The 22918-nt window shown below is 71.7% G+C and carries 21 protein-coding genes; 13 read left to right on the top strand and 8 right to left on the bottom strand.

Going from position 1 to position 22918, the window contains the following annotated elements; genetic code table 11:
- Positions 1–248 precede the first annotated feature (248 nt).
- On the bottom strand, positions 249–950 hold the full coding sequence (locus tag ACZ4EG_RS10925) for a FadR/GntR family transcriptional regulator (protein ID WP_390705721.1): 702 nt from the start codon (positions 948–950) through the stop codon (positions 249–251).
- A 164-nt stretch (positions 951–1114) separates the two neighbouring features.
- Between ACZ4EG_RS10925 and ACZ4EG_RS10920 the strand changes: the two genes are divergently transcribed.
- Genes ACZ4EG_RS10920 through ACZ4EG_RS10885 form a run of 8 tightly spaced genes read left to right on the top strand, consistent with a single transcriptional unit; the run spans position 1115 to position 8945 of the window.
- Entirely contained in the window at positions 1115–2185 is a 1071-nt protein-coding gene (locus tag ACZ4EG_RS10920) for a sugar ABC transporter substrate-binding protein (protein WP_467790380.1), read from the top strand.
- On the top strand, positions 2182–3684 hold the full coding sequence (locus tag ACZ4EG_RS10915; protein WP_453545739.1) for a sugar ABC transporter ATP-binding protein: 1503 nt from the start codon (positions 2182–2184) through the stop codon (positions 3682–3684). The genes ACZ4EG_RS10920 and ACZ4EG_RS10915 overlap by 4 nt, the downstream gene beginning before the upstream one ends.
- Positions 3677–4702 (top strand): ABC transporter permease, encoded by a 1026-nt coding sequence (locus ACZ4EG_RS10910; RefSeq protein WP_467790379.1) that lies wholly within the window; start codon positions 3677–3679, stop codon positions 4700–4702. The genes ACZ4EG_RS10915 and ACZ4EG_RS10910 overlap by 8 nt, the downstream gene beginning before the upstream one ends.
- Before the next feature lie 38 nt (positions 4703–4740).
- Positions 4741–6081: an L-fuconate dehydratase gene (locus ACZ4EG_RS10905; protein ID WP_467790378.1), complete on the top strand. Its 1341-nt coding sequence runs from the start codon at positions 4741–4743 to the stop codon at positions 6079–6081.
- Positions 6078–6833, top strand: coding sequence for an SDR family NAD(P)-dependent oxidoreductase (locus ACZ4EG_RS10900; RefSeq protein ID WP_467790377.1), 756 nt, complete (start codon positions 6078–6080; stop codon positions 6831–6833). The genes ACZ4EG_RS10905 and ACZ4EG_RS10900 overlap by 4 nt, the downstream gene beginning before the upstream one ends.
- The gene (locus ACZ4EG_RS10895; RefSeq protein WP_467790376.1) at positions 6830–7798 is read left to right on the top strand and encodes an aldo/keto reductase; all 969 of its coding nucleotides are present in this window, start codon (positions 6830–6832) and stop codon (positions 7796–7798) included. Before ACZ4EG_RS10900 ends, ACZ4EG_RS10895 begins: the two co-directional genes overlap by 4 nt.
- Positions 7795–8109: an L-rhamnose mutarotase gene (locus ACZ4EG_RS10890; RefSeq protein ID WP_467790375.1), complete on the top strand. Its 315-nt coding sequence runs from the start codon at positions 7795–7797 to the stop codon at positions 8107–8109. The genes ACZ4EG_RS10895 and ACZ4EG_RS10890 overlap by 4 nt, the downstream gene beginning before the upstream one ends.
- Positions 8106–8945 (top strand): amidohydrolase family protein, encoded by an 840-nt coding sequence (locus tag ACZ4EG_RS10885; RefSeq protein WP_467790374.1) that lies wholly within the window; start codon positions 8106–8108, stop codon positions 8943–8945. The genes ACZ4EG_RS10890 and ACZ4EG_RS10885 overlap by 4 nt, the downstream gene beginning before the upstream one ends.
- Here ACZ4EG_RS10885 and ACZ4EG_RS10880 read toward each other — a convergent pair.
- Positions 8933–10354, bottom strand: a complete 1422-nt coding sequence (locus ACZ4EG_RS10880) for a lipase maturation factor family protein (RefSeq protein WP_453546805.1) — start codon at positions 10352–10354, stop codon at positions 8933–8935. The genes ACZ4EG_RS10885 and ACZ4EG_RS10880 overlap by 13 nt on opposite strands.
- 116 nt (positions 10355–10470) lie before the next feature.
- On the opposite strand from ACZ4EG_RS10880, the gene ACZ4EG_RS10875 reads away from it, so the two are divergent.
- From ACZ4EG_RS10875 to ACZ4EG_RS10865, 3 genes are all read left to right on the top strand, one after another.
- Positions 10471–11784, top strand: a complete 1314-nt coding sequence (locus ACZ4EG_RS10875) for a DUF6777 domain-containing protein (protein ID WP_467790373.1) — start codon at positions 10471–10473, stop codon at positions 11782–11784.
- Between the two features lie 59 nt (positions 11785–11843).
- Positions 11844–13931 carry a SpoIIE family protein phosphatase gene (locus ACZ4EG_RS10870; RefSeq protein ID WP_453545755.1) on the top strand — a complete coding sequence of 696 codons (2088 nt, stop codon included), beginning with the start codon at positions 11844–11846 and terminating at the stop codon, positions 13929–13931.
- Positions 13932–14173: 242 nt separating this feature from the next.
- Positions 14174–15037 carry an Fpg/Nei family DNA glycosylase gene (locus ACZ4EG_RS10865; protein WP_467790372.1) on the top strand — a complete coding sequence of 288 codons (864 nt, stop codon included), beginning with the start codon at positions 14174–14176 and terminating at the stop codon, positions 15035–15037.
- Between the two features lie 278 nt (positions 15038–15315).
- On the opposite strand, the gene ACZ4EG_RS10860 is transcribed toward ACZ4EG_RS10865, so the two are convergent.
- The 3 genes from ACZ4EG_RS10860 to ACZ4EG_RS10850 all read right to left on the bottom strand — a co-directional run bounded on the left by ACZ4EG_RS10860 (position 15316) and on the right by ACZ4EG_RS10850 (position 17321).
- Complete coding sequence (locus tag ACZ4EG_RS10860) at positions 15316–15969, bottom strand: zf-HC2 domain-containing protein (protein ID WP_467790371.1); 654 nt, start codon at positions 15967–15969, stop codon at positions 15316–15318.
- A 141-nt stretch (positions 15970–16110) separates the two neighbouring features.
- Positions 16111–16626 (bottom strand): hypothetical protein, encoded by a 516-nt coding sequence (locus ACZ4EG_RS10855; protein ID WP_467790370.1) that lies wholly within the window; start codon positions 16624–16626, stop codon positions 16111–16113.
- A 146-nt stretch (positions 16627–16772) separates the two neighbouring features.
- Complete coding sequence (locus ACZ4EG_RS10850) at positions 16773–17321, bottom strand: sigma-70 family RNA polymerase sigma factor (RefSeq protein ID WP_453546807.1); 549 nt, start codon at positions 17319–17321, stop codon at positions 16773–16775.
- 228 nt (positions 17322–17549) lie between these two features.
- On the opposite strand from ACZ4EG_RS10850, the gene ACZ4EG_RS10845 reads away from it, so the two are divergent.
- Positions 17550–18701 (top strand): CapA family protein, encoded by a 1152-nt coding sequence (locus ACZ4EG_RS10845; protein WP_467790369.1) that lies wholly within the window; start codon positions 17550–17552, stop codon positions 18699–18701.
- 18 nt (positions 18702–18719) lie between these two features.
- Here the strand turns inward: ACZ4EG_RS10845 and ACZ4EG_RS10840 are convergent, their stop codons facing one another.
- Together ACZ4EG_RS10840 and ACZ4EG_RS10835 are read right to left on the bottom strand one after the other, a co-directional pair.
- Positions 18720–20132, bottom strand: a complete 1413-nt coding sequence (locus tag ACZ4EG_RS10840; protein WP_467790368.1) for an amino acid permease — start codon at positions 20130–20132, stop codon at positions 18720–18722.
- Between the two features lie 51 nt (positions 20133–20183).
- Positions 20184–21146 (bottom strand): LysR family transcriptional regulator, encoded by a 963-nt coding sequence (locus tag ACZ4EG_RS10835; RefSeq protein WP_467790367.1) that lies wholly within the window; start codon positions 21144–21146, stop codon positions 20184–20186.
- A gap of 76 nt (positions 21147–21222) precedes the next feature.
- Here ACZ4EG_RS10835 and ACZ4EG_RS10830 point away from each other — a divergent pair, with 76 nt between their 5' ends.
- Positions 21223–22503: an MFS transporter gene (locus ACZ4EG_RS10830; RefSeq protein WP_467790366.1), complete on the top strand. Its 1281-nt coding sequence runs from the start codon at positions 21223–21225 to the stop codon at positions 22501–22503.
- On the opposite strand, the gene ACZ4EG_RS10825 is transcribed toward ACZ4EG_RS10830, so the two are convergent.
- Positions 22439–22909, bottom strand: coding sequence for a universal stress protein (locus ACZ4EG_RS10825; protein ID WP_453545774.1), 471 nt, complete (start codon positions 22907–22909; stop codon positions 22439–22441). The two genes, ACZ4EG_RS10830 and ACZ4EG_RS10825, sit on opposite strands and share 65 nt — an antisense overlap.
- Between the last annotated feature and the right edge of the window lie 9 nt (positions 22910–22918).

Raw genomic sequence — 22918 nt, 5'->3', positions numbered from 1 at the left:
GGCCGTTTCACCGGCTCGCCCGGGTGCGGGTCGGTGCCGGTGGTGGAGCGTGTCCGGATGTGGGTGGGTCAGGGCCCTGGCTGGGTCTTGGGCCGTTTCACCGGCTCGCCCGGGTGCGGGTCGGTGCCGGTGGTGGAGCGTGTCCGGATGTGGGTGGGTCAGGGCCCTGGCTGGGTCTTGGGCCGTTCCTCCGCCTCGCCCGCGTGCGGGCCGGTGCCCGTGGTGGAGGCTGACCGGATGTGGGCGGGTCAGGGCCCCAGTTGGGCTCTGAGCCACTCCTCCACCTCGCCCACGTGCGCGGCCGCCGCCGCGCGGGCCGCCTCCGGGTCGCGGGCGGCCAGGGCGCGGTGGATCGCCGCGTGTTCGCGGCGGGTGCGGGCGAACGCGCCCTCCTCCTGGTAGCCGCGCCAGACGCGGGCGCGGAAGGTGCGGGAGGACAGGCCCTCCAGGATCGCCGCCATGGTGTCGTTGCCCGCGGCGGCCGCGATCTCGCGGTGGAAGGCGAGGTCGTGGGCGAGGATCTCCTCGGGGTCGTCGGTGGCGTTCATCGCGGTCAGATGCTTCTCCACCTCGGCGAGCCGGTCCGGGGTGATGCGCGCGGCGGCCAGGGCGGTCGCCGTGGACTCCAGGATCCGGCGCACCTCCAGCAGTTCGACCAGACGCGGGCCCCGGGAGAGGTCGGCGACCACCCCGAAGGTCTCCAGGAGGTCGCCCGCCTCCAGCGCGGTGACATAGATACCGGATCCGTGCCGGGCCTCCAGGACGCCCAGCACCGTCAGCGCGCGGATCGCCTCGCGCATCGAGCTGCGGGAAATGCCCAGCTGGGCGGCCAGATCCCGCTCGGTGGGCAGACGCTGGCCCGGTTCGAGGCTGCCGTCGGCGATCATCGCCTTGATCCGCTCGATGGCGCGCTGTGTCACGGTGCCCTTCTGCGGGGCTGCTTCCTCCACGCCATTCCTCCAGTCGCCGAGTGCGTCGCAGTCTAACCACCAAGGTGGTCCGACCACTACGGGCAAGAAGCGGCGAAATCTGCGTTCGGAGGCTGTTGTATCGCGGGAGTGGTCTGATAAGTATGCGGGCATCTGCTCGAACACGCTCGATGAGGAGCTGCCAGATGCCCGGCAGAACACTGAGGAAGCGGAACAGGACCCGGATCATCGGCGTGGCGGCCCTGGCCGTCGGCGCCTCGCTCGTACTCGCCGCATGCGGCAGCACCAAGGACGACGGCGCCGCGGGCGCCAAGGGCGGCGGCACCGGCAAGGTCGGGGTGATCCTGCCCCTGCTGACCTCGCCGTTCTGGCAGTCGTACAACGACTACGTGCCGAAGATGGCCAAGTCGGAAGGCGTCGACGCGCTGAAGACCGTCAACTCCAACAGCGACGCCTCGCAGCAGATCACCGACATCAACAACGAGCTCAACCAGGGCGTCAGCGGCCTGGTCGTCGCTCCGCTGGACAGCGCCGCCATCGAGGCCGGACTCGACCAGGCCGACCGCAAGGGAGTGCCGGTCGTCGCCGTCGACGTCGCGCCCGACAAGGGCAAGGTCGCCATGGTCGTCCGCGCCGACAACGTCGCCTACGGCACCAAGGCCTGCGACTACCTCGGCAAGCACATCACCGGCGGCAAGGTCGTGCAGATCATGGGCGACCTCGCCTCGGTCAACGGCCGCGACCGCTCCGAGGCCTTCCGGACCTGCGTGAAGAAGAACTACCCGAAGCTCAAGGTGCTGGAGATCCCCGCCAAGTGGGAGTCCGACACCGCGGCCTCCAAGCTCGACACGCTCCTCAACGCCAACCCCGACATCAAGGGCATCTACATGCAGGCCGGCGGGGTGTATCTGGCGCCCACCCTGCAGACCCTCAAGTCGAAGAACATGCTCAAGACGGCGGGCCAGAAGGGCCATATCGCCATCGTCTCCAACGACGGCATCCCGCAGGAGTACGACGCCATCCGCAAGGGCGAGATCGACGCCACCGTCTCCCAGCCGGCCGACGCCTACGCCAAGTACGGCATGTACTACATCAAGGCGGCGATGGACGGGAAGACGTTCCAGCCCGGCCCCACCGACCACGACTCGACGATCGTCAAGCTGCCCAGCGGCATCCTGGAGGACCAGCTGCCCGCGCCCCTGGTCACCAAGGACAACGTCGACGACCCGAAGCTGTGGGGCAACACGGTCGAATGAGCGCACCCGAGAACGCGCCGCTGGTGGAGGCACGCGGCATCGTCAAGCGCTACGGCCCCACGGTCGCCCTCGCCGACGGCCGGCTCACCGTGCTGCCCGGCGAGTCCCACGCCCTGGTCGGCCGCAACGGCGCGGGCAAGTCCACCCTCGTGGGCGTCCTCACCGGCCTCCAGGCGCCGGACGAGGGCACCGTCCGCTTCGACGGCCGGCCCGCGCCCCCGCTCACCGACCGCGACGCCTGGCGGAGCAAGGTCGCCTGCGTCTACCAGAAGCCCACGGTCGTACCGGAGTTGACGGTCGCCGAGAACCTCTTCATCAACCGTCAGCCGCTCAACCGGGGCTTCATCAGCTGGCGCAGGCTGAAGACCGAGGCCGCCGAACTCCTCGACACCTGGGACGTCCACGTCGACCCCGAGGCCCGCACCGCCGAACTCAAGGTCGAGGACCGCCAAATGGTGGAGATCGCACGGGCGTTGAGCTTCGGTGCCCGGTTCATCGTGCTCGACGAGCCGACCGCCCAGCTCGACAGCCGTGAGATCGAGCGGCTGTTCAGCCGCATGCGGGCACTGCAGGACTCCGGCGTCACCTTCCTGTTCATCTCCCACCACCTCCAGGAGGTGTACGAGGTCTGCCAGACCGTCACCGTGCTGCGCGACGCCCGCTGGATCACCACGGCCCCCGTCGCCGACCTGCCCAGGGCGGCCCTGGTGGAGGCGATGGCGGGGGAGACGGTCACCCGGTACGACCAGGTGCGCGCCCCGGTCGCCGCCGATTCCCCCGTCGTGCTCGACGTGCGCGGCCTCCACTCCGCCGCGTACCGGGACGTCGACCTCACCGTGCGCGCCGGTGAGGTCGTCGGACTCGCCGGGACCAGCGGCAGCGGCAAGATCGAGCTGGCCGAGTCGCTCGCCGGTCTGCACACCCCGAGCGGCGGGTCGGCCCGGCTCGACGGGAAAGCGCTCCCCTTCGGCGACGTACGGGCCGCGCTGACGGCGGGCGTCGGCTGCGTCCCCCGCGACCGGCACGAACAGGGCCTCGTCCCGTCCATGACCGTCGGCGACAACACGACCATGAGCGTCCTGGACCGGCTCGGCCGTCACGGCTTCGTCGGCACCCGGCGCAGGCGCGGCTTCGCCACCGAGCTGATCGAGCGCCTCGACATCCACACCGAGGGCCCCGAACAGCCCATCTCCGACCTCTCCGGCGGCAACGCGCAGAAGGTCGTCATGGCTCGCGCCCTCGCCTCCGACCCCCGCCTCCTCGTCCTCATCAACCCCACCGCCGGCGTCGACGTGAAGTCCAAGGAGTCCCTGCTGGCCCGCATGGACGGCGCCCGCGAGGACGGCACCGCCGTGCTCGTCGTCTCCGACGAACTCGACGACCTGCGCCGCTGCGACCGCGTCCTCGTCCTCTTCCACGGCCGTGTCGTGGCCGAGCACCCGGCCGGCTGGCGCGACCACGAGCTGATCGCCTCCATCGAAGGAGTGGACCATGGCTGACACCAAGGCCCCACCGCTCACCCCGGTACGCTCCCCCGACCCGCGGGCGGCCAGGGCCGTACTGATTCGGCGGGCTCGCGAACTCGCCCTCGTACCGGCCCTGTTGCTGCTCATGGTGCTGGGCGCGGTGGTCAACGACTCATTCCTCACCGAGCGCAACCTCATCTCCGTCCTCGGCGCCTCCGCCGCGCTCGCGATGGTCGTGCTCGCCGAGTCGCTGGTGCTCATCACCGGCAGGTTCGACCTGTCCCTGGAGTCGGTCGTCGGCATCGCGCCCGCCGTCGGAGCGCTTCTGGTGCTGCCCTCCGCCCAGTCCGGCTGGGGCACCGAACTCCCGGCACCGCTCGCGCTGTTCGCGGTCCTCCTCGTCGGCGCGGCCGTCGGTGCCTTCAACGGCATCCTGGTCGTCAAGTTCCGGCTCAACGCGTTCATCGTGACGCTCGCGATGCTGATCGTGCTGCGCGGGCTGCTGGTCGGCGCGACCAAGGGCAAGACCCTCTTCGGCATGCCGGACAGCTTCTCCTCGCTGGCGACGACCACCTTCCTCTCCGTCCCGATGTCGGTGTGGCTCGCCGCCGTCGCCTTCGCCGTCGCCGGGTTCGTACTGAAGTACCACCGCGTCGGCCGCGCCCTGTACGCCATCGGCGGCAACGCGGACGCGGCCCGGGCGGCCGGCATCCGGGTCGAGCGCGTGATGCTCGGGGTGTTCGTCGTCGCGGGGGTCCTCGCCTCGGTCGGCGGGATCATGCAGACCGGCTATGTCGGCGCGATCAGCGCCAACCAGGGCAACAACATGATCTTCACCGTGTTCGCGGCGGCCGTGATCGGCGGCATCAGCCTGGACGGCGGCAAGGGCACCATGTTCGGCGCGCTCACCGGCGTACTCCTGCTGGGTGTCGTACAGAACCTGCTCACCCTCGCCCAGGTGCCGTCGTTCTGGATCCAGGCCATCTACGGCGGAATCATCCTCGTCGCCCTCATGATCGCCCGCGTGACGACGGGCCGGGCCCAGGACTGACCCCCGCCGTCCCCTCTTCACCGACCGAAAGGCCTTCCGTGTCCCCGACCCCCGCCCGCGTCACGTCGCTCGACACCTACGACATCCGCTTCCCCACCTCGCGCGAGCTGGACGGCTCCGACGCGATGAACCCCGACCCCGACTACTCGGCGGCGTACGTCGTGCTGCGCACCGACGCGCCCGACGGACACGAGGGGCACGGGTTCACGTTCACCATCGGGCGGGGCAACGAGGTCCAGGTCGCCGCGATCGACGCGCTGCGGGGCCATGTGCTCGGCCGTTCCGTGGACGAGTTGTGCGACGACCCGGGTTCGCTCTTCCGGGACCTGATCGGGGACAGCCAACTGCGCTGGCTCGGCCCCGAGAAGGGCGTGATGCACATGGCGATCGGGGCCCTGGTGAACGCGGTCTGGGACCTCGCCGCCAAACGCGTCGGCAAGCCGCTGTGGCGGCTGCTCGCCGACGCCGAACCCGAGTGGATCGTGCGGCAGATCGACTTCCGGTACATCACCGACGCGCTCACCCCCGAGCAGGCGCTGGACCTGCTGCGCCGCGGCCGGGAAGGGGCCGCAGGGCGCCGGGCCCGGCTGCTGGAGCGCGGCTTCCCCGCCTACACCACCTCCGCCGGCTGGCTCGGCTATGACGACGACAAGCTCACCCGGCTGGCGGCCCAGGCCGTCGCCGACGGCTTCCGGCAGATCAAGTTGAAGGTGGGCGCCGACCTCGACGACGACGTACGCCGCTGCCGGGTCGCCCGCTCGGTCGTCGGACCCGGCATTCGCCTGGCGATCGACGCCAACCAGCGCTGGAACGTCGACGAGGCGATCCGCTGGACCAAGGCGCTGGCCGAGTTCGACCCGTACTGGATCGAGGAGCCCACCAGCCCCGACGACGTCCTCGGACACGCGGCGATCCGCGAGGCCGTCATCCCCGTGAAGGTCGCCACCGGCGAGCACGTCCAGAACCGGATCGTCTTCAAGCAGATGCTCCAGGCGGGCGCTCTCGACGTGGTCCAGATCGACGCGGCCCGGGTCGGCGGCGTCAACGAGAACCTCGCCATCCTGCTGCTCGCGGCCAGGTTCGGCGTCCCGGTCTGCCCGCACGCGGGCGGCGTCGGACTGTGCGAACTCGTCCAGCACCTGGCGATGTTCGACTACCTGGCGGTCTCCGGGACCACGGACGACCGGGTCATCGAGTATGTCGACCATCTGCACGAGCACTTCCTCGCCCCGGTGGTGATCCGCCAGGGTCACTACACGGCACCCACCACGCCGGGCTTCTCGGCCACCATGCGGCCCGAGTCCATCGCGCGGTACACCTTCCCCGGCGGCACCTTCTGGGCCGCCGACCCCGACACACAGAAGGGACGGGCGGCGTGAGCGACTTCGAGGGACTGAGCGCCCTGGTGACCGGCGGCGCCTCCGGGATCGGCCGGGCCACCTCCGCACTCCTGGCCGCACGCGGCGCCCGGGTCGCCGTCCTGGACGTCGACCCGTCGTCGGTGGACAAGCCACTGCTCGGCTGCCGGGCCGACGTCACCGACGACACATCGGTGCGCGAGGCCGTCGAACGGGCGGCCGGGGAACTCGGCGGACTGGACATACTCGTCAACAACGCCGGCATCGGCGCCCAGGGCACCGTCGAGGACAACGACGACGAGGAATGGCGGCGCGTGTTCGACGTCAACGTCCTCGGGATGGTCCGCGCCGCCCGCGCCGCCCTCCCGCATCTGCGCCGGTCGCGGCACGCGGCCATCGTCAACACCTGCTCCATCGCCGCCACCGCCGGACTGCCCCGACGGGCGCTCTACAGCGCCACCAAGGGTGCCGTGTACTCCCTGACCCTGGCCATGGCCGCCGACCACGTCCGCGAGGGCATCCGCGTCAACTGCGTCAACCCCGGTACCGCGGACACCCCGTGGATCGGCCGGCTGCTGGAGGCGGCACCCGACCCGGCCGCCGAGCGTGCCGCGCTGGAGGCCCGGCAGCCCACCGGACGCCTCGTCTCCGCGGAAGAGGTCGCGGGCGCCATCGCCTACCTGGCGAGCCCGCTGTCCGGCGCCACCACCGGCACCGCCCTGGCCGTCGACGGCGGCATGCAGGGCCTCAGGCTGCGCCCGGCGGGCCGATGAGCGCCCTCGGCCGCAGCGGCGTCGAGGTCAGTGCGCTGGCCTTCGGCGCCGCCGGGATCGGCAACCTGTACACCGAGGTCGGCGAGGAGCAGGCGCACGAGGCGGTGGCCGCCGCCTGGCAGCGCGGCATCCGCTACTTCGACACCGCCCCGCACTACGGGCTCGGTCTGTCCGAACGACGGCTCGGCGCGGCCCTGCGGAACTTCCCCCGGGCGCGGTACACGGTCTCCACGAAGGTCGGCCGCCGCCTGGAGCCCGCGGACCTCCCCGGCGACGACCTGGCCAACGGCTTCGCCGTGCCCGCCACGCGGCGCCGGGTGTGGGACTTCAGCGCCGACGGCATCCGCCGCACCCTGGAGGCCAGTCTGGAACGGCTCGGCCTCGACCGGGTGGACATCGTCTACCTCCACGACCCCGACGACCACGCCGAGCAGGCCTTCCGCGAGGGCTACCCGGCCCTGGCGAAGCTCCGGGACGAGGGCGTGGTCGGCGCGATCGGCGCGGGCATGAACCAGACCGCGATGCTCACCCGCTTCGTCCGCGAGACCGACGTCGACGTGGTGCTGTGCGCCGGCCGCTACACCCTCCTCGACCACAGCGCGCTCACCGACCTGCTCCCGGCCGCCCGCGAACGGGGCACGTCGGTCGTCATCGGCGGCGCCTTCAACTCCGGCCTGCTGGCGGACCCACGGCCGGGAGCGAGGTACGACTACGGGGCGGCGCCGCAGGAGCTGCTGGACCGCGCCCTACGCCTCAAATCGATCGCCGAGCACCACGGCACCGCCCTGCGCGCCACCGCCCTCGCCTTCTGCGCCGCGCATCCGGCGGTCGCCAGCGTCCTGGTCGGGGCCCGTTCCGTGTTCGAAGTCCACGACTGTGCCGACCAGTTCGAGGCCACGGTCCCGGAGGCGTGCTGGCGGGAGCTGCGGGAGGCGGGTCTGCTGCCCGGCGAGGAGCTGTCATGAGAGTTGCCCCGCACACCAGGGTCCGCGCGGACCGCGTGGCCGCGTACGAGGCCGCCCACCGTGAGGTTCCGGTCGAGCTCACCGACGCCATCCGTGCCGCCGGTGCCACGTCCTGGACGATCTGGCGCAGCGGTACCGACCTCTTCCACCTCCTGGAGTGCGAGGACTATGCCCGCCTCCTCGCCGAACTGGAGAAGCTGCCGGTGAACGTCGCCTGGCAGACGCGGATGGCCGGACTCCTCGACGTCGTGCACGACTACTCCGCCGACGGCGCGGGCGCCGGCCTGCCCGTCGTGTGGGAGCTGCCGTGACCGTCGACGCCCACCACCACGTCTGGGACCTCTCGGTCCGCGACCAGGACTGGATCACCGGCCCCGAACTGCGGCCGCTGCGCCGGAACTTCACCCTCGCCGACCTGGCACCGCAGGCGCGGGCGGCCGGAGTCGGCCGCACGGTCCTCGTCCAGACGGTCACCGTGCCCGAGGAGACCCCCGAGTTCCTCGCCCTCGCCGATGCGCACGACCTCGTCGGCGCGGTCGTCGGCTGGACCGACCTGACCCGCCCCGATGTCGCCGACGAACTGGCCCGGCTGCGCGAACTCCCCGGCGGCCGGTACCTGAAGGGCATCCGCCACCAGGTCCAGGGCGAGCCGGACCCGCAGTGGCTGCTTCGTTCGGATGTCCGCCGAGGGCTCGCCGCCGTGGCCGACGCGGGCCTGGTGTACGACCTCGTCGTCCTGCCCCACCAGCTTCCCGCCGGCGCCGAGGCGGCCGCATCACTGCCCGGGCTCACCTTCGTCCTCGACCACCTGGGCAAACCCCCCATCGCCTCGGGGGAACCCGAGCCCTGGGCGACGGCCGTCCGGACCCTGGCCGCACTGCCCAACACCGTGGCCAAGCTCTCCGGCCTGGTCACCGAGGCCGACCACGCCTCCTGGGCGGTCGGCGACCTGCGCCCGTACACGGACGTGGCTCTGGAGGCCTTCGGCCCGCACCGCCTGATGTTCGGCTCGGACTGGCCGGTGTGCACACTGGCCGCCACCTACGGCCAAGTGCTCACCGTCACAGGCGAGTTGACCCCACAGCTCAGCGAGGCGGAGCGCGCCGCCGTCCTCTCGGGCACCGCCACCCGTGTCTACCGCCTCTGAACGGCCTCGGCGAGCCGTGTCGGCGGCAGATAGTCCCGCACATACGTCCGTTCCCAGCACGCGCCCGTCTCCCGCAGCTCCCGCCAGGTCGTGTAGCGGTAGCGGAAGAGACGGGCGCGGATGTAGCGGGGCGGCTCGTCGGGCGGGAACGGGGAGCTGCGCAGCAGTTTCAGCGTGTCCCGGTCGTTCTCCAGCAGCCGCTCCACCAGTGCGCCGAACCAGGACCCGGCGTAGGCGGGCGAGAGCGCGGCGAACCACATCAGCCAGTCCAGCCGCAGGTGGTACGGCGCGAACTGGCGCGGCCAGCGCCGTGGATCGCCCGGCTTGCCCTTGAACTCGTACTCCCGCCACCGCGCGTCCTCGTGCAGGACGTCGTCGAGCGTGCCCTCCACCACCACCTCGTAGCGGATACGGCTGACGCTGCCGAACGCGCCATAGGTGTTCACCAGGTGCAGCGGGTCGAAGGAGCGGTTCATGACCTGGCGGCGGGAGATCATGTTCATCACCGGGTGGTAGCTCAGCCAGACGATGAGCGCGGCCACGGCGAGGACCACGACCTCGTACCAGAGCGGCGCCGGCGGCACGGACGGCGCGGCGGCGGGGATCCGCAGCGCGGACAGGGCCAGCACGATCGTGATCCAGTTCAGCCAGGAGAAGTTGCCGGACAACACGAGCCACAGCTGGGTGACGATCATCAGGGACGCGGCGGCCGTCGCGATCGGCTGCGGGGTGAACAGCAACACCGGCACCACAAGTTGGGTGAAGTGGTTGGCGGCCACCTCGACGCGGTGCAGCGGCTGCGGCAGATGGTGGAAGAACCAGCTCAGCGGGCCCGGCATCGGCTGGGTCTCGTGGTGGTAATAGAGGCAGGTCAGCTTCCGCCAGCAGGCGTCGCCGCGCATCTTGATCAGACCGGCGCCGAACTCGACGCGGAACAGGATCCAGCGCAGCAGGAACAGCACCACGATGGGCGGCGCCACCTCGTCGTTGCCCACGAAGGCACCGAGGAAGCCGACCTCCAGGAGCAGCGACTCCCAGCCGAACGCGTACCAGGTCTGGCCGACGTTGACGACCGACAGATACAGCGCCCAGGGCACCAGCCACAGCACCAGCCCGCCCCACAGGGGCAGTTGCGAGTCCACGCCCGCGAGCAGCGCCGCCGACACGGCACAGCCCGTCCAGCAGCAGCCCGCGAACATACGGTCCGAGTAGCGCAGGTGGAACAGGCTCGGCGCGTCCCGGAACCGCACCAGGCGCAGAAAGCGGGGGATCGGCAGCATGCCCCGCTCGCCCAGCAGCGCACGGAACTGCAGGGCCGCGGTCAGGAACGCGACGAGATACACGCCGGCCAGAGCCCGCTGGAAAATCAGTCGGCTCCACCAGTACTCGGGTGCGGTGAACCAGTCCACGGCCGTGCGCTCCTGCCTCCATTGTGGCGCCGCGAGCACGGCGCGCCCCACGTGCTCGTCACCCTGTGTACCGCACCGCTCCACTTGCGTAACCCAAGCGAGTGAAGCAGACAATAGTGAACGAATTGCCCCAGCTGATGTGGGAGAACGTGGTGCGGATACCCACCGGAACCACCGTCATGGCCTGTCTGCTCTCGGCGGTGCTGCTCGTCGCCGGCTGCGCCCGCGACGGCGCCGGGGACACCGGTCCGAGCGGCGAGGTCTTCCTGCAGCCGGTCGCGGCCCAGGGCCCCGACCCCTTCACCGGTTCCACGGCGACCGGCGGCCCGGACTCCGCGGACCAGATCACCCGGACGGCGCAGTCGGGCGGCCCCATCGGGAACATCGCCCTGCCCGTGAGCGGGGTGCGGTCCGTCTCCGGCGGCACACCCGGCCTGTACGGCGGCACCGCACGGGTCGGCAGCTGCGACGTCGAGCGGCAGATCGGCTATCTGGCCGCCGACCCGGCCAGGGGCAGCGCGTTCGCCCGGGCCGAGGGCATCACCCGGACGGCGGTACCCGGATATCTGCGCGGTCTGACGCCGGTCGTGCTGCGCGCGGACACCCGGGTCACCAACCACGGGTACCGGGAGGGGCAGGCGGCCGGATTCCAGTCCGTCCTGCAGGCCGGCACCGCCGTGCTGGTCGACGACCGCGGTGTGCCGCGTGTGCGCTGTGCCTGCGGCAACCCGCTGAAGCCGCCCACGGCGACCCACAGCGCCGCCGGCACCGGCGGGCAGGCCTGGTCGGGCTACCGGCCCGGCGAGGTGTTGGAGGTGACTCCGGCACCGCACGCCATCACCAGCATCACGATCATCGACCTCGGGTCACATGCCTGGATCGAACGCCCGGTCGGCCACGATGTCTCCCACGACCACGTCGTACACCCGCCGGTGAGCGCGACGCAGCCGCCGCGTACCCAGCAGCAGAAGCCGCACGAGCACGAGAACCGCCCCAGTGCCTCCCCCGGCGAGAGCGGCAGGGCGCCGGTCACCGCCCCCTCCGCCGTCCCGGCCGGCTGCGCCACCCCGACGCCCACGCGCCGCCCGGACTCCGGCGGCGCGACGGCCCCGTTCGCCGCGGACGTCGGCGGTGCCGTGGCCCCGGTACGGCCGCAGGCGTCGGGCTGTGCCACCACGACCCCGTCCGCGACCGTCCCCGGCACCCAGCAGGCTCCCGTCGGCGGCCGGCCCACCCCCGGCATCTCCAAGTCCTCCCCGGACTCCGCCGCCACCGGGCCCGCCGCCTCCCTGGACACCGCCGACGAGACCGGCGCCGGGACCGTCCCCGACGTGCCCGACCTGCCCGACGGCGGCGGACTCGTCCCCGACGACGGCACGACGGTCACCGACAGCATCTTCGACAGCCCCACCGGCGTCTTCGGCGGCTGAGCCCCACCGTGTCCTCGATCCCGGTCGAAGAATCGGACGAATCCTGGCAAGGTGGCCCCATGGCTGATCAGGGGGCGCCGGCCCTGTCAGTCCCGGACGACTGGCCCGCCCACCCGGATCCGATTCTCGCGCTCAACCGCATGGGCTCGTTCGACTGGGACCTGGACAACGGCCTCTTCCACATGGACGCCCAGGCCCACGAGGTGTTCGACATCCTCCCCGAGGAGTACGACGGACGCCCGGAGAGCCTGTCGCTGCGCGTGCCACAGCCGGAGGGCAGCCGGCTCGACACCGTGGTCGCCCGGGCCATCAAGGACGGCAGCGAGAACTACGGCGCCTACTTCCGCATCCGCTGCCGCGACGGCACGCTGCGCTGGACCCACACCCAGGGCTACATCCGGCGGGACGAGACGGGCCGGCCGCGCCGGGTCATCGGCATCGTCCGGGACGCCACACAGGAACTGCAGGACAGCGAGGCGCGCAGCCTGCGGGCTGCCCAGGACGAGGCGGTCCGCAGACAGACCAACGTCGTGCAGGTCATCACGGCGGCCCTGTCGCACGCCCGCAGCGTCCAGGACGTCATCGACGTCCTCAAGGACACCCACGGCGTACGGCACCTGGGCGCGACCAGTCTGGTCATGGGCCTGGTGGAGGCCGGGCGGATCCGGCTGGTGGCCGAGGGCCCCGAGGGCAGCTTCGTACCCGGCACCCGGGTCACCCGGATCGACGAGCCCTACCCGATGAGCGAGGTCGTACGGACCCTCAGCCCGCGCTTCATCGAGTCCCGGGAGGAGTTCGCCCAGGGGTACCCGATCCTGTGGCCGCACATCACCGACCTGAACATCACCTCGGCCGCCTATCTGCCGCTCATCGCCCAGGCCCGCCCGATCGGCGCCATGGGGCTTCTCTACAACGACCGGCAGGGCTTCTCCGACGAGGAGCGCACCGTCATCGTCGCGCTCGGCAGCAGCATCGCCCAGAGCCTGCAGCGGGCCATGCTCTACGAGCAGGAGAAGGACCTCGCCCAGGGCCTGCAACAGGCGATGCTGCCGCGCACCATCCCCAGCGTGCCCGGCGCCGACGTCGCCGTCCGCTACCGCTCCGCCTCCGCCGGGGGCTCCCTCGGCCGGGACATCGGCGGTGACTGGTACGACCTCATCCCGCTGCCGAGCGGCCGGGTCGGGGCCGTCATCGGCGACGTCCAGGGTCATGACACGCACGCGGCGGCCGTCATGGGCCAGCTGCGCATCGTGCTGCGCGCCTACGCCGCCGAGGGGCACACCCCGGCCACCGTGATGGCCCGCGCCTCCGTCTTCCTGCACGAACTCGACACCGACCGCTTCGCCACCTGCCTGTACGCGGAGGCCGACCTGTCCACCGGCGTGGTGCAGGTGGTCCGCGCCGGTCATATCGACCCGCTGGTGCGGCGGACGGACGGCAGCTGCCACCGGGTCTGCGTGGAGGGCGGGCTGCCGCTCGGTCTTTCCGCCGAGTTCGGCCGGCTGGAGTACCCGGTCTCCACCCTCGAACTGGACCCCGGCCAGACCCTGCTGCTGTGCACCGACGGACTCGTCGAGCAGCCCGGCGCCGACCTGGACGACGGCGTGCAGACCCTCACCTCGCTGATCGCCGCGGGCCCGGACGACGTGCGCAGCCTCGCCAACCGGCTGATCCAGGTGGCGGAGGCGCGCGGCGGCGACGACGACGTGGCCCTGCTCCTGCTGCGCCGCCGGGTCCTGGACAGCGTGCGGACCCCCGCCCGGCTCCAGCAGCACGTGGCCCCCGGCGACCCCGAGGCGCTGACACTGGCCCGGCACATGATCCGCGCAGCGGTCCGCGCCTGGGGCGCGGGCGACCGCGCCGACGAGATCGAACTGGTCGCCGACGAGCTGATCACCAACGCCCTGATGCACACCGAGGGCTCCGCGGTCGTCACCCTCAGAGTCCTCACCGGCAGCGACCGGCGCCTGCGCGTGGAGGTCGAGGACTCCTCCAGCGCCCTGCCGCGCCGCCGGGAGGCGGGGGAGTCGGGAGTTTCCGGGCGCGGCCTGCTGCTGGTCGACATGCTGACCGACGTGTGGGGCGTGGAGGCCCGGGGCGGCGGCAAATGCGTGTGGTGCGAGTTCCTGGTACCGGAGCGCGGCTGACCGGGGCTTCCTCCGGGCCGCGGGTGCACGTGCGCGGCTTACTGCGGTGGCCTCGGATGGCACCTTGGACCCGTGCGGGGGCTCTGCGAGGGTTTCGCGGTCGTCGTCCTGGGGGTTCTGACCGGCAGTGATCGGCGGCTGGGTGTGGAGGTGGAGGATTCCTCCGGCGTCCTGCCGCGTCGCCGGGCCTCGGGTGCCTGTGCGCGGCTGACCTGGGCGGCTCCGGATGGCACTCTGGAGCCATGCCGGAACTCCCCGAGGTGGAAGCGCTCAAGGGCTTTCTGACCGAGCAGCTGGTCGGTCACGAGGTCGTGCGGGTGCTGCCGGTCGCGATCAGCGTGCTGAAGACGTACGACCCTCCGGTCGGCGCGTTCGAGGGCAGCGAGGTGACCGCCGTGCGCCGGTACGGCAAGTTCCTCGACATCGAGGGGGACAAGGGCCTGCACTTCGTGACGCACTTGGCCCGCGCGGGCTGGCTGCAGTGGAAGGACCGGCTGCCCGACGGTCTGCCGCGTCCCGGAAAGGGCCCGCTGGCCCTGCGGGTCGCCCTGGAGACCGGCGCGGGTTTCGACCTCACCGAGGCCGGCACGCAAAAGCGCCTCGCGGTGTACGTCGTACGGGACCCGCAGGAGGTGCCGGGCGTGGCCCGCCTCGGTCCCGACCCGCTCGCCGACGACTTCGACGAGGCCCGCCTCGCCGCCCTGCTGAAGGACGAGCGGCGGCAGCTCAAGGGCGCCCTGCGCGACCAGAGCCTGATCGCCGGAGTCGGCAACGCCTACAGCGACGAGATCCTGCACGCGGCGAAGATGTCCCCGTTCAAGCTCGCCGCGTCCCTGACCCCGGAGGAGACCCGGCGACTCCACGAGGCGCTGCGCAGCACGCTCGGTGAGGCGGTCGAGCGTTCCCGGGGGCTGGCCGCCGGACGGCTCAAGTCGGAGAAGAAGAGCGGCCTGCGCGTCCACGGCCGCACCGGCGAGCCCTGCCCGGTCTGCGGCGACGCCATCCGTGAGGTCTCCTTCAGCGACTCCTCGCTCCAGTACTGCCCGACCTGCCAGACGGGCGGCAAGCCACTGGCGGACCGCAGGATGTCCCGACTGCTGAAGTGAGCCCGCCTCAGCCCTGGCTGTTGCGGAACCCTATGACCACCGCTCCCCACCAGCAGACCGCTGCCGGGCCGTGCGTCTGGTGAGCGGTCCGGCCGGGAGCCCGTTGAGGGTCCGCGCGAGCACCAGGCCCAGCTCGACCCGGGTGACGGTGGAGGCGAGGTCCGGCCGGACAGCAGCGCGGAGTAGTCCGCCGACAGGACGGCCCCGAAGCCGAGCACCAGCGACGTCGGGTGCACGAAGAGGGCGACGGTGTGCAAGGTGGCGTCCCCGCGGGCCCCCTACCGGGGCTGGAGAGTCAGCAGACGCTCCCCGGTCGCGCTGCGCACCTCGTACCGGACGATCTCTTCGGGATGCATCGCGGAGCCGCCGCGCATGGTGTTCATCCCGGCGCTGTCGCCGCTCTCGCGCCAGCTGGTCACGACGTCCTCGGAGCCGTCGCGGCCGATGGCGACGAGGCGGCAGGAGTGCGGGCCCGGCGCGTCCTTCACCTTCAGTTCCAGCTGGCTGCCGAAGTCGGCGTCCGCGGTCCTGACCTGCGCCCACACGCCCGACTTCGCGTCGGTCGCCGCCGTGACCCGGACGGCCTGGCTCTCATGGCCGGCGTAGGCGACGATCCCGGGACCGGCCACGGCGATCACCACCGAGGCGGCCAGGCCGTACAGAAAGCGCCGCCGGCGCGCCCGGTGCCGTACGACGACCTCGCCGAGCAGACGGTCCAGCAGCCGGGGGCCGGCCTGGGTCATGGGGTGCACGAAGCGCGGCGTGGCCCGCCGGTACAGCATCAACTGCCGTGTCGTCGGCCCGAATTCGGTCACGTGTGCCGCGCAGCGAGGGCACTCCATGAGGTGGTCCTCGAAGCGGAAGGCCTCCGCCTCGTCCAGCACGCCGAGCGCGTACGCGCCGACGTCGCGATGCCGTTCCAGGGACCTCATGCAGAATCCTCGTGCCGAAGGGTGTGGGTGGGGTTACTCCTTGCTCCCACCCGTACGCACCAGACAGCCGAATCACTCAAGGCACCTACAGAATCGTAATCAAGGGATTCGGAGCGGCCGGGCCCGCGGATTGGTCCTGAATCAAAAAAGATGGATCGCGAGATGTCCGAGGGGCAGCCCGAGTTGCCAGGCGGGTGTCCAGACCTTCGGTCCGTCCTCCTCGCCGACCACCGCAGCGCCCCCCGGCACCGCGTCCAGGTCGGGGGCGAGCAGCTCGGTCTCCTCCAGCCAGCGCCAGGCCTCGGCCGCGAGGTCCAGGTCGGGCGAGGGGGCGCCGGACTCGGCCGCGGCGGCCGCCAGCTGGGCCATCCGGTCGGCCACCCAGTCCTGCCACGGCTGGTCGTACGCCGTCAGCGAAAGCCAGGTCTCCAGCTGGGTGACGACCCGGATGCCGGAGAGTTCGCCGTCGGTGTCGGACAGGAAGATGGTCAGCGCCAGCGCGTCCCGGCCGGCCCGGAACTCGAAGGACGTCGGCGGCATCAGGTCGCCGGTGCGCAGCAGCTCGTCGGCGATGTACTCCGCGTACAACCACGCCATGGGGACGGTCAGTTCACCGCCGCCGGTGCCGTCCGTGCTCTCTTGACCTCTGTGCAGCATCCCTTCCTGCCTTCCTCCGGTGCGTGCGCGTCGCCCGAACCCGGGCCTGGGGCAGGGCCCCATCCGGAACACGGATGAAGACAGCTGATTGCTCAAACGTGGTCCTCAGCAAGGCGCTTTGCGAAGGCTTTACGTCGGCCTGGGTTTCACCGCAGGTCGGCCGCATATCCCGGAAGCACCCGGCGCAGGGCGCGCAGCGCGTAGTACGCGCGAGACTTCACCGTACCGGGCGGAATTCCGAGGGCCTGCGCGGCCTCCGCCACACTCGCCCCATGGAAATACACCAGCACCAGGACTTCACGGTGCTCGGGAGTGAGTGTCTTCACAGCCTCGCGGACGTCCAGTGCCGCGGCCGACCGTTCGGCGTGATCGGCGATCACCCGCGCGTTCTCCAGGATCGCGTCGCCCACCTCCGGCGGGCGCGCCTGCCGGGCCCGCCGCGCGTCGATGGCGAGCCGCCGTCCCACGGTCAGCAGCCAGGGCCGTACGGAGTCGAAGTCGTCGGCGCGCAGTGCCTCGGGATGCTGCCAGGCGCGTACGAAGGTCTCCTGCACGAGGTCCTCGGCGCGCTGCCGGTCCCCGTCGCACAGCCGCAGCAGCAGCGCGAACAGGGGTCGGCCGTGCTCGCGCTGCAGCGCGGCGAGCTCGTCCTCGGCGGTCGTCGTCCCAAGGGGGAGGGTGGTTCCGGCCGTCATGGCCGTATGGCATCGCAGGGCGCGCCGCCGGGACAGGGTGCGCACCGGGATCTGCGACGGACGGTCGATCGCGTCGACGAACGGTGCGACGAACGGTCCGTCAGACACGGTCCCGGACACCGGATGGGTTAATGAGACGGCCGAAGCCGTTTGCGACGGCATCCAGATTCGTACCCATGTGGCTATCGATATGACTGTCCGCTCATACGACGACTCTGGGGTGAGTTGATGATCGCACGCAGACGACAGGTGGCCCTGGCACTGACCGCGCTCCTCGCGACGGCCGCCGCCTGCCAGGCCCAGGAGCGGCAGGCCGCCGACCCGCCCGGTCGTCCGGCGCCGCCCGCCGCCCGCGGCTTCACCCTTGTCGCCTCCGGCGACATCCTGCCGCACGCCTCGGTCATGGACCGGGCCCGCTTCGACGCCGGCGGCCAGGGCTACGACTTCCGCCCGATGCTGTCCGGGGTCCAACCGGTGGTCGCCGGGGCCGATCTGGCGCTGTGTCACATGGAGTCCGTCTACGGCGCGGGCAGTGACCGCACCGGCTACCCGGCCTTCACCTACCCGCCGGAAGTCGCCCTCGGCCTCGTCGCCACCGGCTACGACGGCTGCTCCACCGCCTCCGACCACGCGCTGGACGGCGGCGCCGCCGGCATCGGCCGCACCCTGGACGCCCTGGACCGGGCGGGCGTACGGCACGCCGGAACGGCACGCACCGAGGCCGAGGCACGCGCCGCCACGATCATGCCCGCGGGCACGGCCAAGGTCGCCCACCTGGCGTACACCTACGACACGAACGGCCTCGCGCTCCCGCCGAACCAGCCCTGGGCTCTCAACCTGATCGACGAGCGCCGGATCGTCGCCGACGCCCGGGCCGCACGCCAGGCGGGCGCCGACGTGGTGGTCGTCTCCCTGAACTGGGGCACCGAATGGCGGGAGGACCCCGACGAACAGCAGCTCACCCTGGCCAAGCGGCTCACCGCCTCGAACACCGGCGGCCGCCCCGACATCGACCTGATCCTCGGCAGCCACGCCCGCCTCCCGCAGGCCTACGAGAAGATCAACGGCACCTGGGTCGTCTACGGCCTGGGCGACCAGGTCGTCGGAGATCTGCGCAACAGCCAGGGCGCCCTGGACCTGCACGGCAACCAGTCCACCATCGGCCGGTTCACCTTCGCCCCGCCCACCCGGCCCGGCGGTCGCTGGGAGGTGACCAAGGCCGAGTTCATCCCGGAGCTCTACGACCTCGACGCCGGCCGCGTCGTCAACCTCGACGCGGCCATCGCGCAGGGCGCCGAACTGACCGGAGTGCGCGACCGGATCCGCGATGTCGTCCTCAGCCGGGGTGCCGCCAAGGACGGCCTGATCATGGGTCAGTGACGCGGTGCTCCGCGGTGGTCAGCGTTCGGCGAGCTTCGACCGCTTGTACGAGTAGCCGAAGTAGATCACGCACCCGACCACGAACCACACGGCGAACCGCACCCACGTCTGCCACTTCAGGAACGTGATCAGCCAGATCGAGAAGACGACACCCAGCGCCGGCACGAACGGCATCCACGGCGTACGGAAGGCGCGCGGCAGCTCCGGCTGCCGGTGGCGCAGCACGATCACCGCCGTGCACACCACCACGAACGCCAGCAGGATACCGATGTTGGTGAGTTCGGCCGCCTCGGCGATCGGCACGAACCCGGCGAGGGCGGCCGACGCGAAGCCGACGATCCAGGTGACGCGCGTCGGCACGTGCCGCGTCGGGTGCGTCTTCGCGAACCACGCGGGCAGCAGCCCGTCCCGGGACATGGAGAACCACACCCGGGTCACTCCCAGCATGAACGTGAACATCACGGTGAGGATGCCGATGATCGCGCCCACCGCGATCACATCCGCGAGCGCGTCCAGACCCACCGACTTGAACGCCGACGAGAAGCCGCTCTCCGGGTCGATCTCCGTGTACTTCTGCATGCCGGTCAGCACCAGACAGGCAGCCACGTACAGCACCATCGAGATCGCGAGCGAGTAGATGATCGCCTTCGGCATGTGCCGCGCGGCGTCCTTCGACTCCTCGGCCGCGGTCGACATGGCGTCGTACCCGAAGACCGCGAAGAACACGGTCGCCGCACCCGTGAACACCCCGCTGATGCCGAACGGGAAGAACGGGTGGTAGTTCGCCGTGTTGATGTGGAACACACCGACGCCGATCACCACCAGCACCACCAGCACCTTCAGCGCCACCACGAACGTCTCGAAGCGGGCCGCGCTGCGGATTCCCTGGTTCAGCAGCCAGGCGATGAGCAGACACAGGACCGCCGCGAACAGATCGACCCGGTGCCCGTGCCCGGTCCCCGGAGCGCCCAGCATCCACGTGGGCAGATTCGCGCCCAACTCCTCGACCAGGAACCCGAAGTACCCGGAGATGCCGATCGCGACCACCGCCACGATCGCCGTGTACTCGAGGAGCAGGTCCCAGCCGATGAACCAGCCGGCGAACTCGCCGAGCACCGCGTACCCATAGGTGTAGGCCGAGCCCGCCTTCGGGATGAGCCCGGCGAACTCGGCGTACGACAGCGCGGCCGCCGCGCTCGCCACACCGGCGATGAGGAACGAGATGAGCACCGCGGGACCCGCGACGCCGTTGGCCACCGTGCCCGCGAGCGTGAAGATGCCCGCGCCGATGATGCCGCCGATGCCGATCGCCGTCAGCTGCCACAGGCCGAGAGTCCGGTCCAGCCGGGGGCCGGCGCTGATCTCCGTCTCCTCGATGTGCTCGATGGGTTTGCGCCTGAGAATGCCCTCACCCATGCGCATCTTGGCCATCTGGCTCACCTCTTCGCCGACGGGAAACGGCTGACGGCGGATCATGATGGCTCAGGGGCGTCCCTCGCGGAAGGCGCCACGCACGGCCTCGGCCCACGTGGGCGTCCAGGTCCTGGCGCCGGCGCGAGCGGGCCGGGCGGCGGCGAGATGCGAGCGGAGCGCGGCGAGCGCCGGATGCGCGTTGGCGGACTCCCACAGCAGCGAGTGCGGATAGACCGGCGTCGGGTCCCGCACGGTGATGCGGCGCAGATCGTGGCCGGCGGGCCAGACGAGCCGGGTCTGTTCGCCGACGAAGGTCGCCAGCGCCGAGGAGTCGGCGACCGCGTCCAGGAGCGCCTCGATGCCGAAGTTGGGCCCGATCGAGTCGATGGTGAGCCCGAACTCGGCGGCCAGGGCCTCGTAGTAGGCGGCCCACTCGGTGCCGCGGACGATCCCGGGCATCCAGATCCGGTGTCCGGCGAGCTGTGCGGGCGTGACCGAGCGGGCGGCCGCGAGCGCATGGCCCGGCCCGGTGAGCAGGTGGAGGGGCTCGTCGAGGACCCGGGCCGCCTCGACGCCCTCGGGGAGCTGCCGTCCGGGCATGGTGACGGCGCGGAAGGTCGCGTCGATCGTGCCGGAGCGCAGGGCGGCGACGGCCGCGTCGGCGTCGAAGAGGGTCACGACGTCGAGGTCGATCCCGGGGTGTGCGAGATGGAAGCCGCGCAGCAGTGCCGCGGGCGCGAGGCGCTGACCGATCACGTCGACGCGCAGCGCCCGGCGGCCCGGCCGCACGGAGGCGGCCGCCCGCTCCTCGGCCCGCAGCAGCTCGCGGGCATGCGGCAGGAACGCCTGCCCGTCGATGGTCAGCTCGGCCCCGCGCGGCATCCGCGCGAACAGCCGCACACCGAGCTCCCGCTCCAGCGCGGCCACCCGCTTGGACACGGCTTGCTGGGTGACCGCCAGCACCGCCGCGGCCTCCTGGAACTGGCCCGAGTCCGCGACCTCGACGAAGGTGCGCACCGCGTTGAGGTCCATGCCCCTCACCGTACAACCGTTGGTTGTGGCTCCTGGGCCGCGGGTTGTTTGATCCAGAGGCCGTCCGCTCGCTTTCATGGGCCCGGTCAACGGGAGGTTGTGCGTGGGACGGCGCTTTGGGTGGCTGTGGGCCGCGTACTCGGTGAGCGCGTTCGGCACCTGGCTCGCCTTCGACGCGTTCTCGCTGATCGCGGTCCTCGTGCTGCACACCGGGTCGGCCCAGGTGGCGCTGCTCGCCGCGACCGGACCCGCCGTGGGCGCCGTGCTCGCGGTGCCGCTCGGGCCGTGGGTGGAGTTCCGGCGCAAGCGGCCGGTGATGGCCGGGACGGACCTGGTCCGCTGCGCCGCACTCCTCAGCATCCCGGCCGCCTACGCGTTCGGAGTCCTCGGCCTCGGCCAGCTCCTGGCCGTGTCCGTCGTCGTCGCGGCCGCCGACATCACCTTCAACGCGGCCTCCGGCGCCTTCCTGAAGGGACTCGTACCGGCCGACCGACTGCTCACCGCGAACGCCCGCTTCGAATCCACGACCTGGACCGCCACGGTCCTCGGACCGCCCCTCGGCGGTGCCGCGTTCGGCCTGTTCGGGCCGGTGACGACGGTCGTGGCCAACGCGGTCAGCTTTCTGCTGTCGGCCCTCGGCATCCGGGCCGTCGGCGGCGGCGAACACCACCCCGAGCGCACCGCCGCCGCCCGCCTGCGAGCCGCCGACCTGCTCGACGGCTGGCGGCACATCCTCACCAGCCCGGTCCTGCGGCCCCTGTTCCTCAACACGCTCGCGGTCAACGGCCTGATCATGGCTGCCGCACCGCCGCTGGCCGTCCTCATGCTCGGCCCGCTCGGCTTCGCCCCCTGGCAGTACGGTCTCGCCTTCGCCGTGCCCTGCCTGGGCGGCCTCCTCGGCTCCCGGCTGGCCCGCCCGCTCGTCACCCGGTACGGGCAGCGGCGGGTACTGCGCACCGCGGGCACCCTGCGCGCCCTGTGGACCGTCGGACTGGCCTTCGTCCGGCCCGGCCTGTCCGGACTGCTGCTCGTGATGGCCGTGGAACTCGGGCTGATCACCTGTGCGGGCGTCTTCAACCCGGTCTCCGCCACCCACCGCCTGCGGTGCACCCCGGACGACCGCATCACCCGCACCCTGTCCGCCTGGTCGGTCACCGGCAAGGCCACCACCGCCGCGCTGACCGCCCTGTGGGGCCTGCTGGCGAGCCTCACCGGGCCGCGCACCGCCATCGCCCTCGCGGGCGTCCTGCTTTTGGCGACCCCGCCGCTGCTCCTGCGGGCACCCCGAAGGGCTACGGCACCACTGTCACCGGCCAGCGCCCCGCCTTCACCAGCCGGATCGCCACCGAGCCGATGATGCGGTGGCCCGCCTGTTCCGAGGCGCCCACCACCACCGCGTCCGCCTTCAGCTCGTCCGCCGCCTTCACCAGGCCGTTGTACGGGTCGCCGCGGAACGTGTGGAACTCCCAGCGCACGTCGAATATCCCCTTGACCCGCTCGGCCGCGTCCCGGATCTGAGCGATCAGATCCTCGGCGATCTCGTCGGTCGTCTCCGCCACCGGCGCCCCCATCGCCGCGCCCGCCGTGAGCAACGGCTGCACATACACGACCGCGAGCAACGCGTGCTGCCGCCGGGCCAGCCCGCCGGCATAGGCCGCGGCGCGCAGCGAGGAGTCGGAACCGTCCACGCCGACCACGATGACCTTCGGCCCGTCCGTGCCCCGCTCGAACCGGTGCGTGTGCTGTTCGTGCTGTTCCGTCACAGCCGTGAG

The organism is Streptomyces sp. NPDC025638, from assembly GCF_055558775.1.
Note: the sequence above shows the minus strand (reverse complement) of the source record. Positions and strands in the feature narration are given on the sequence as shown.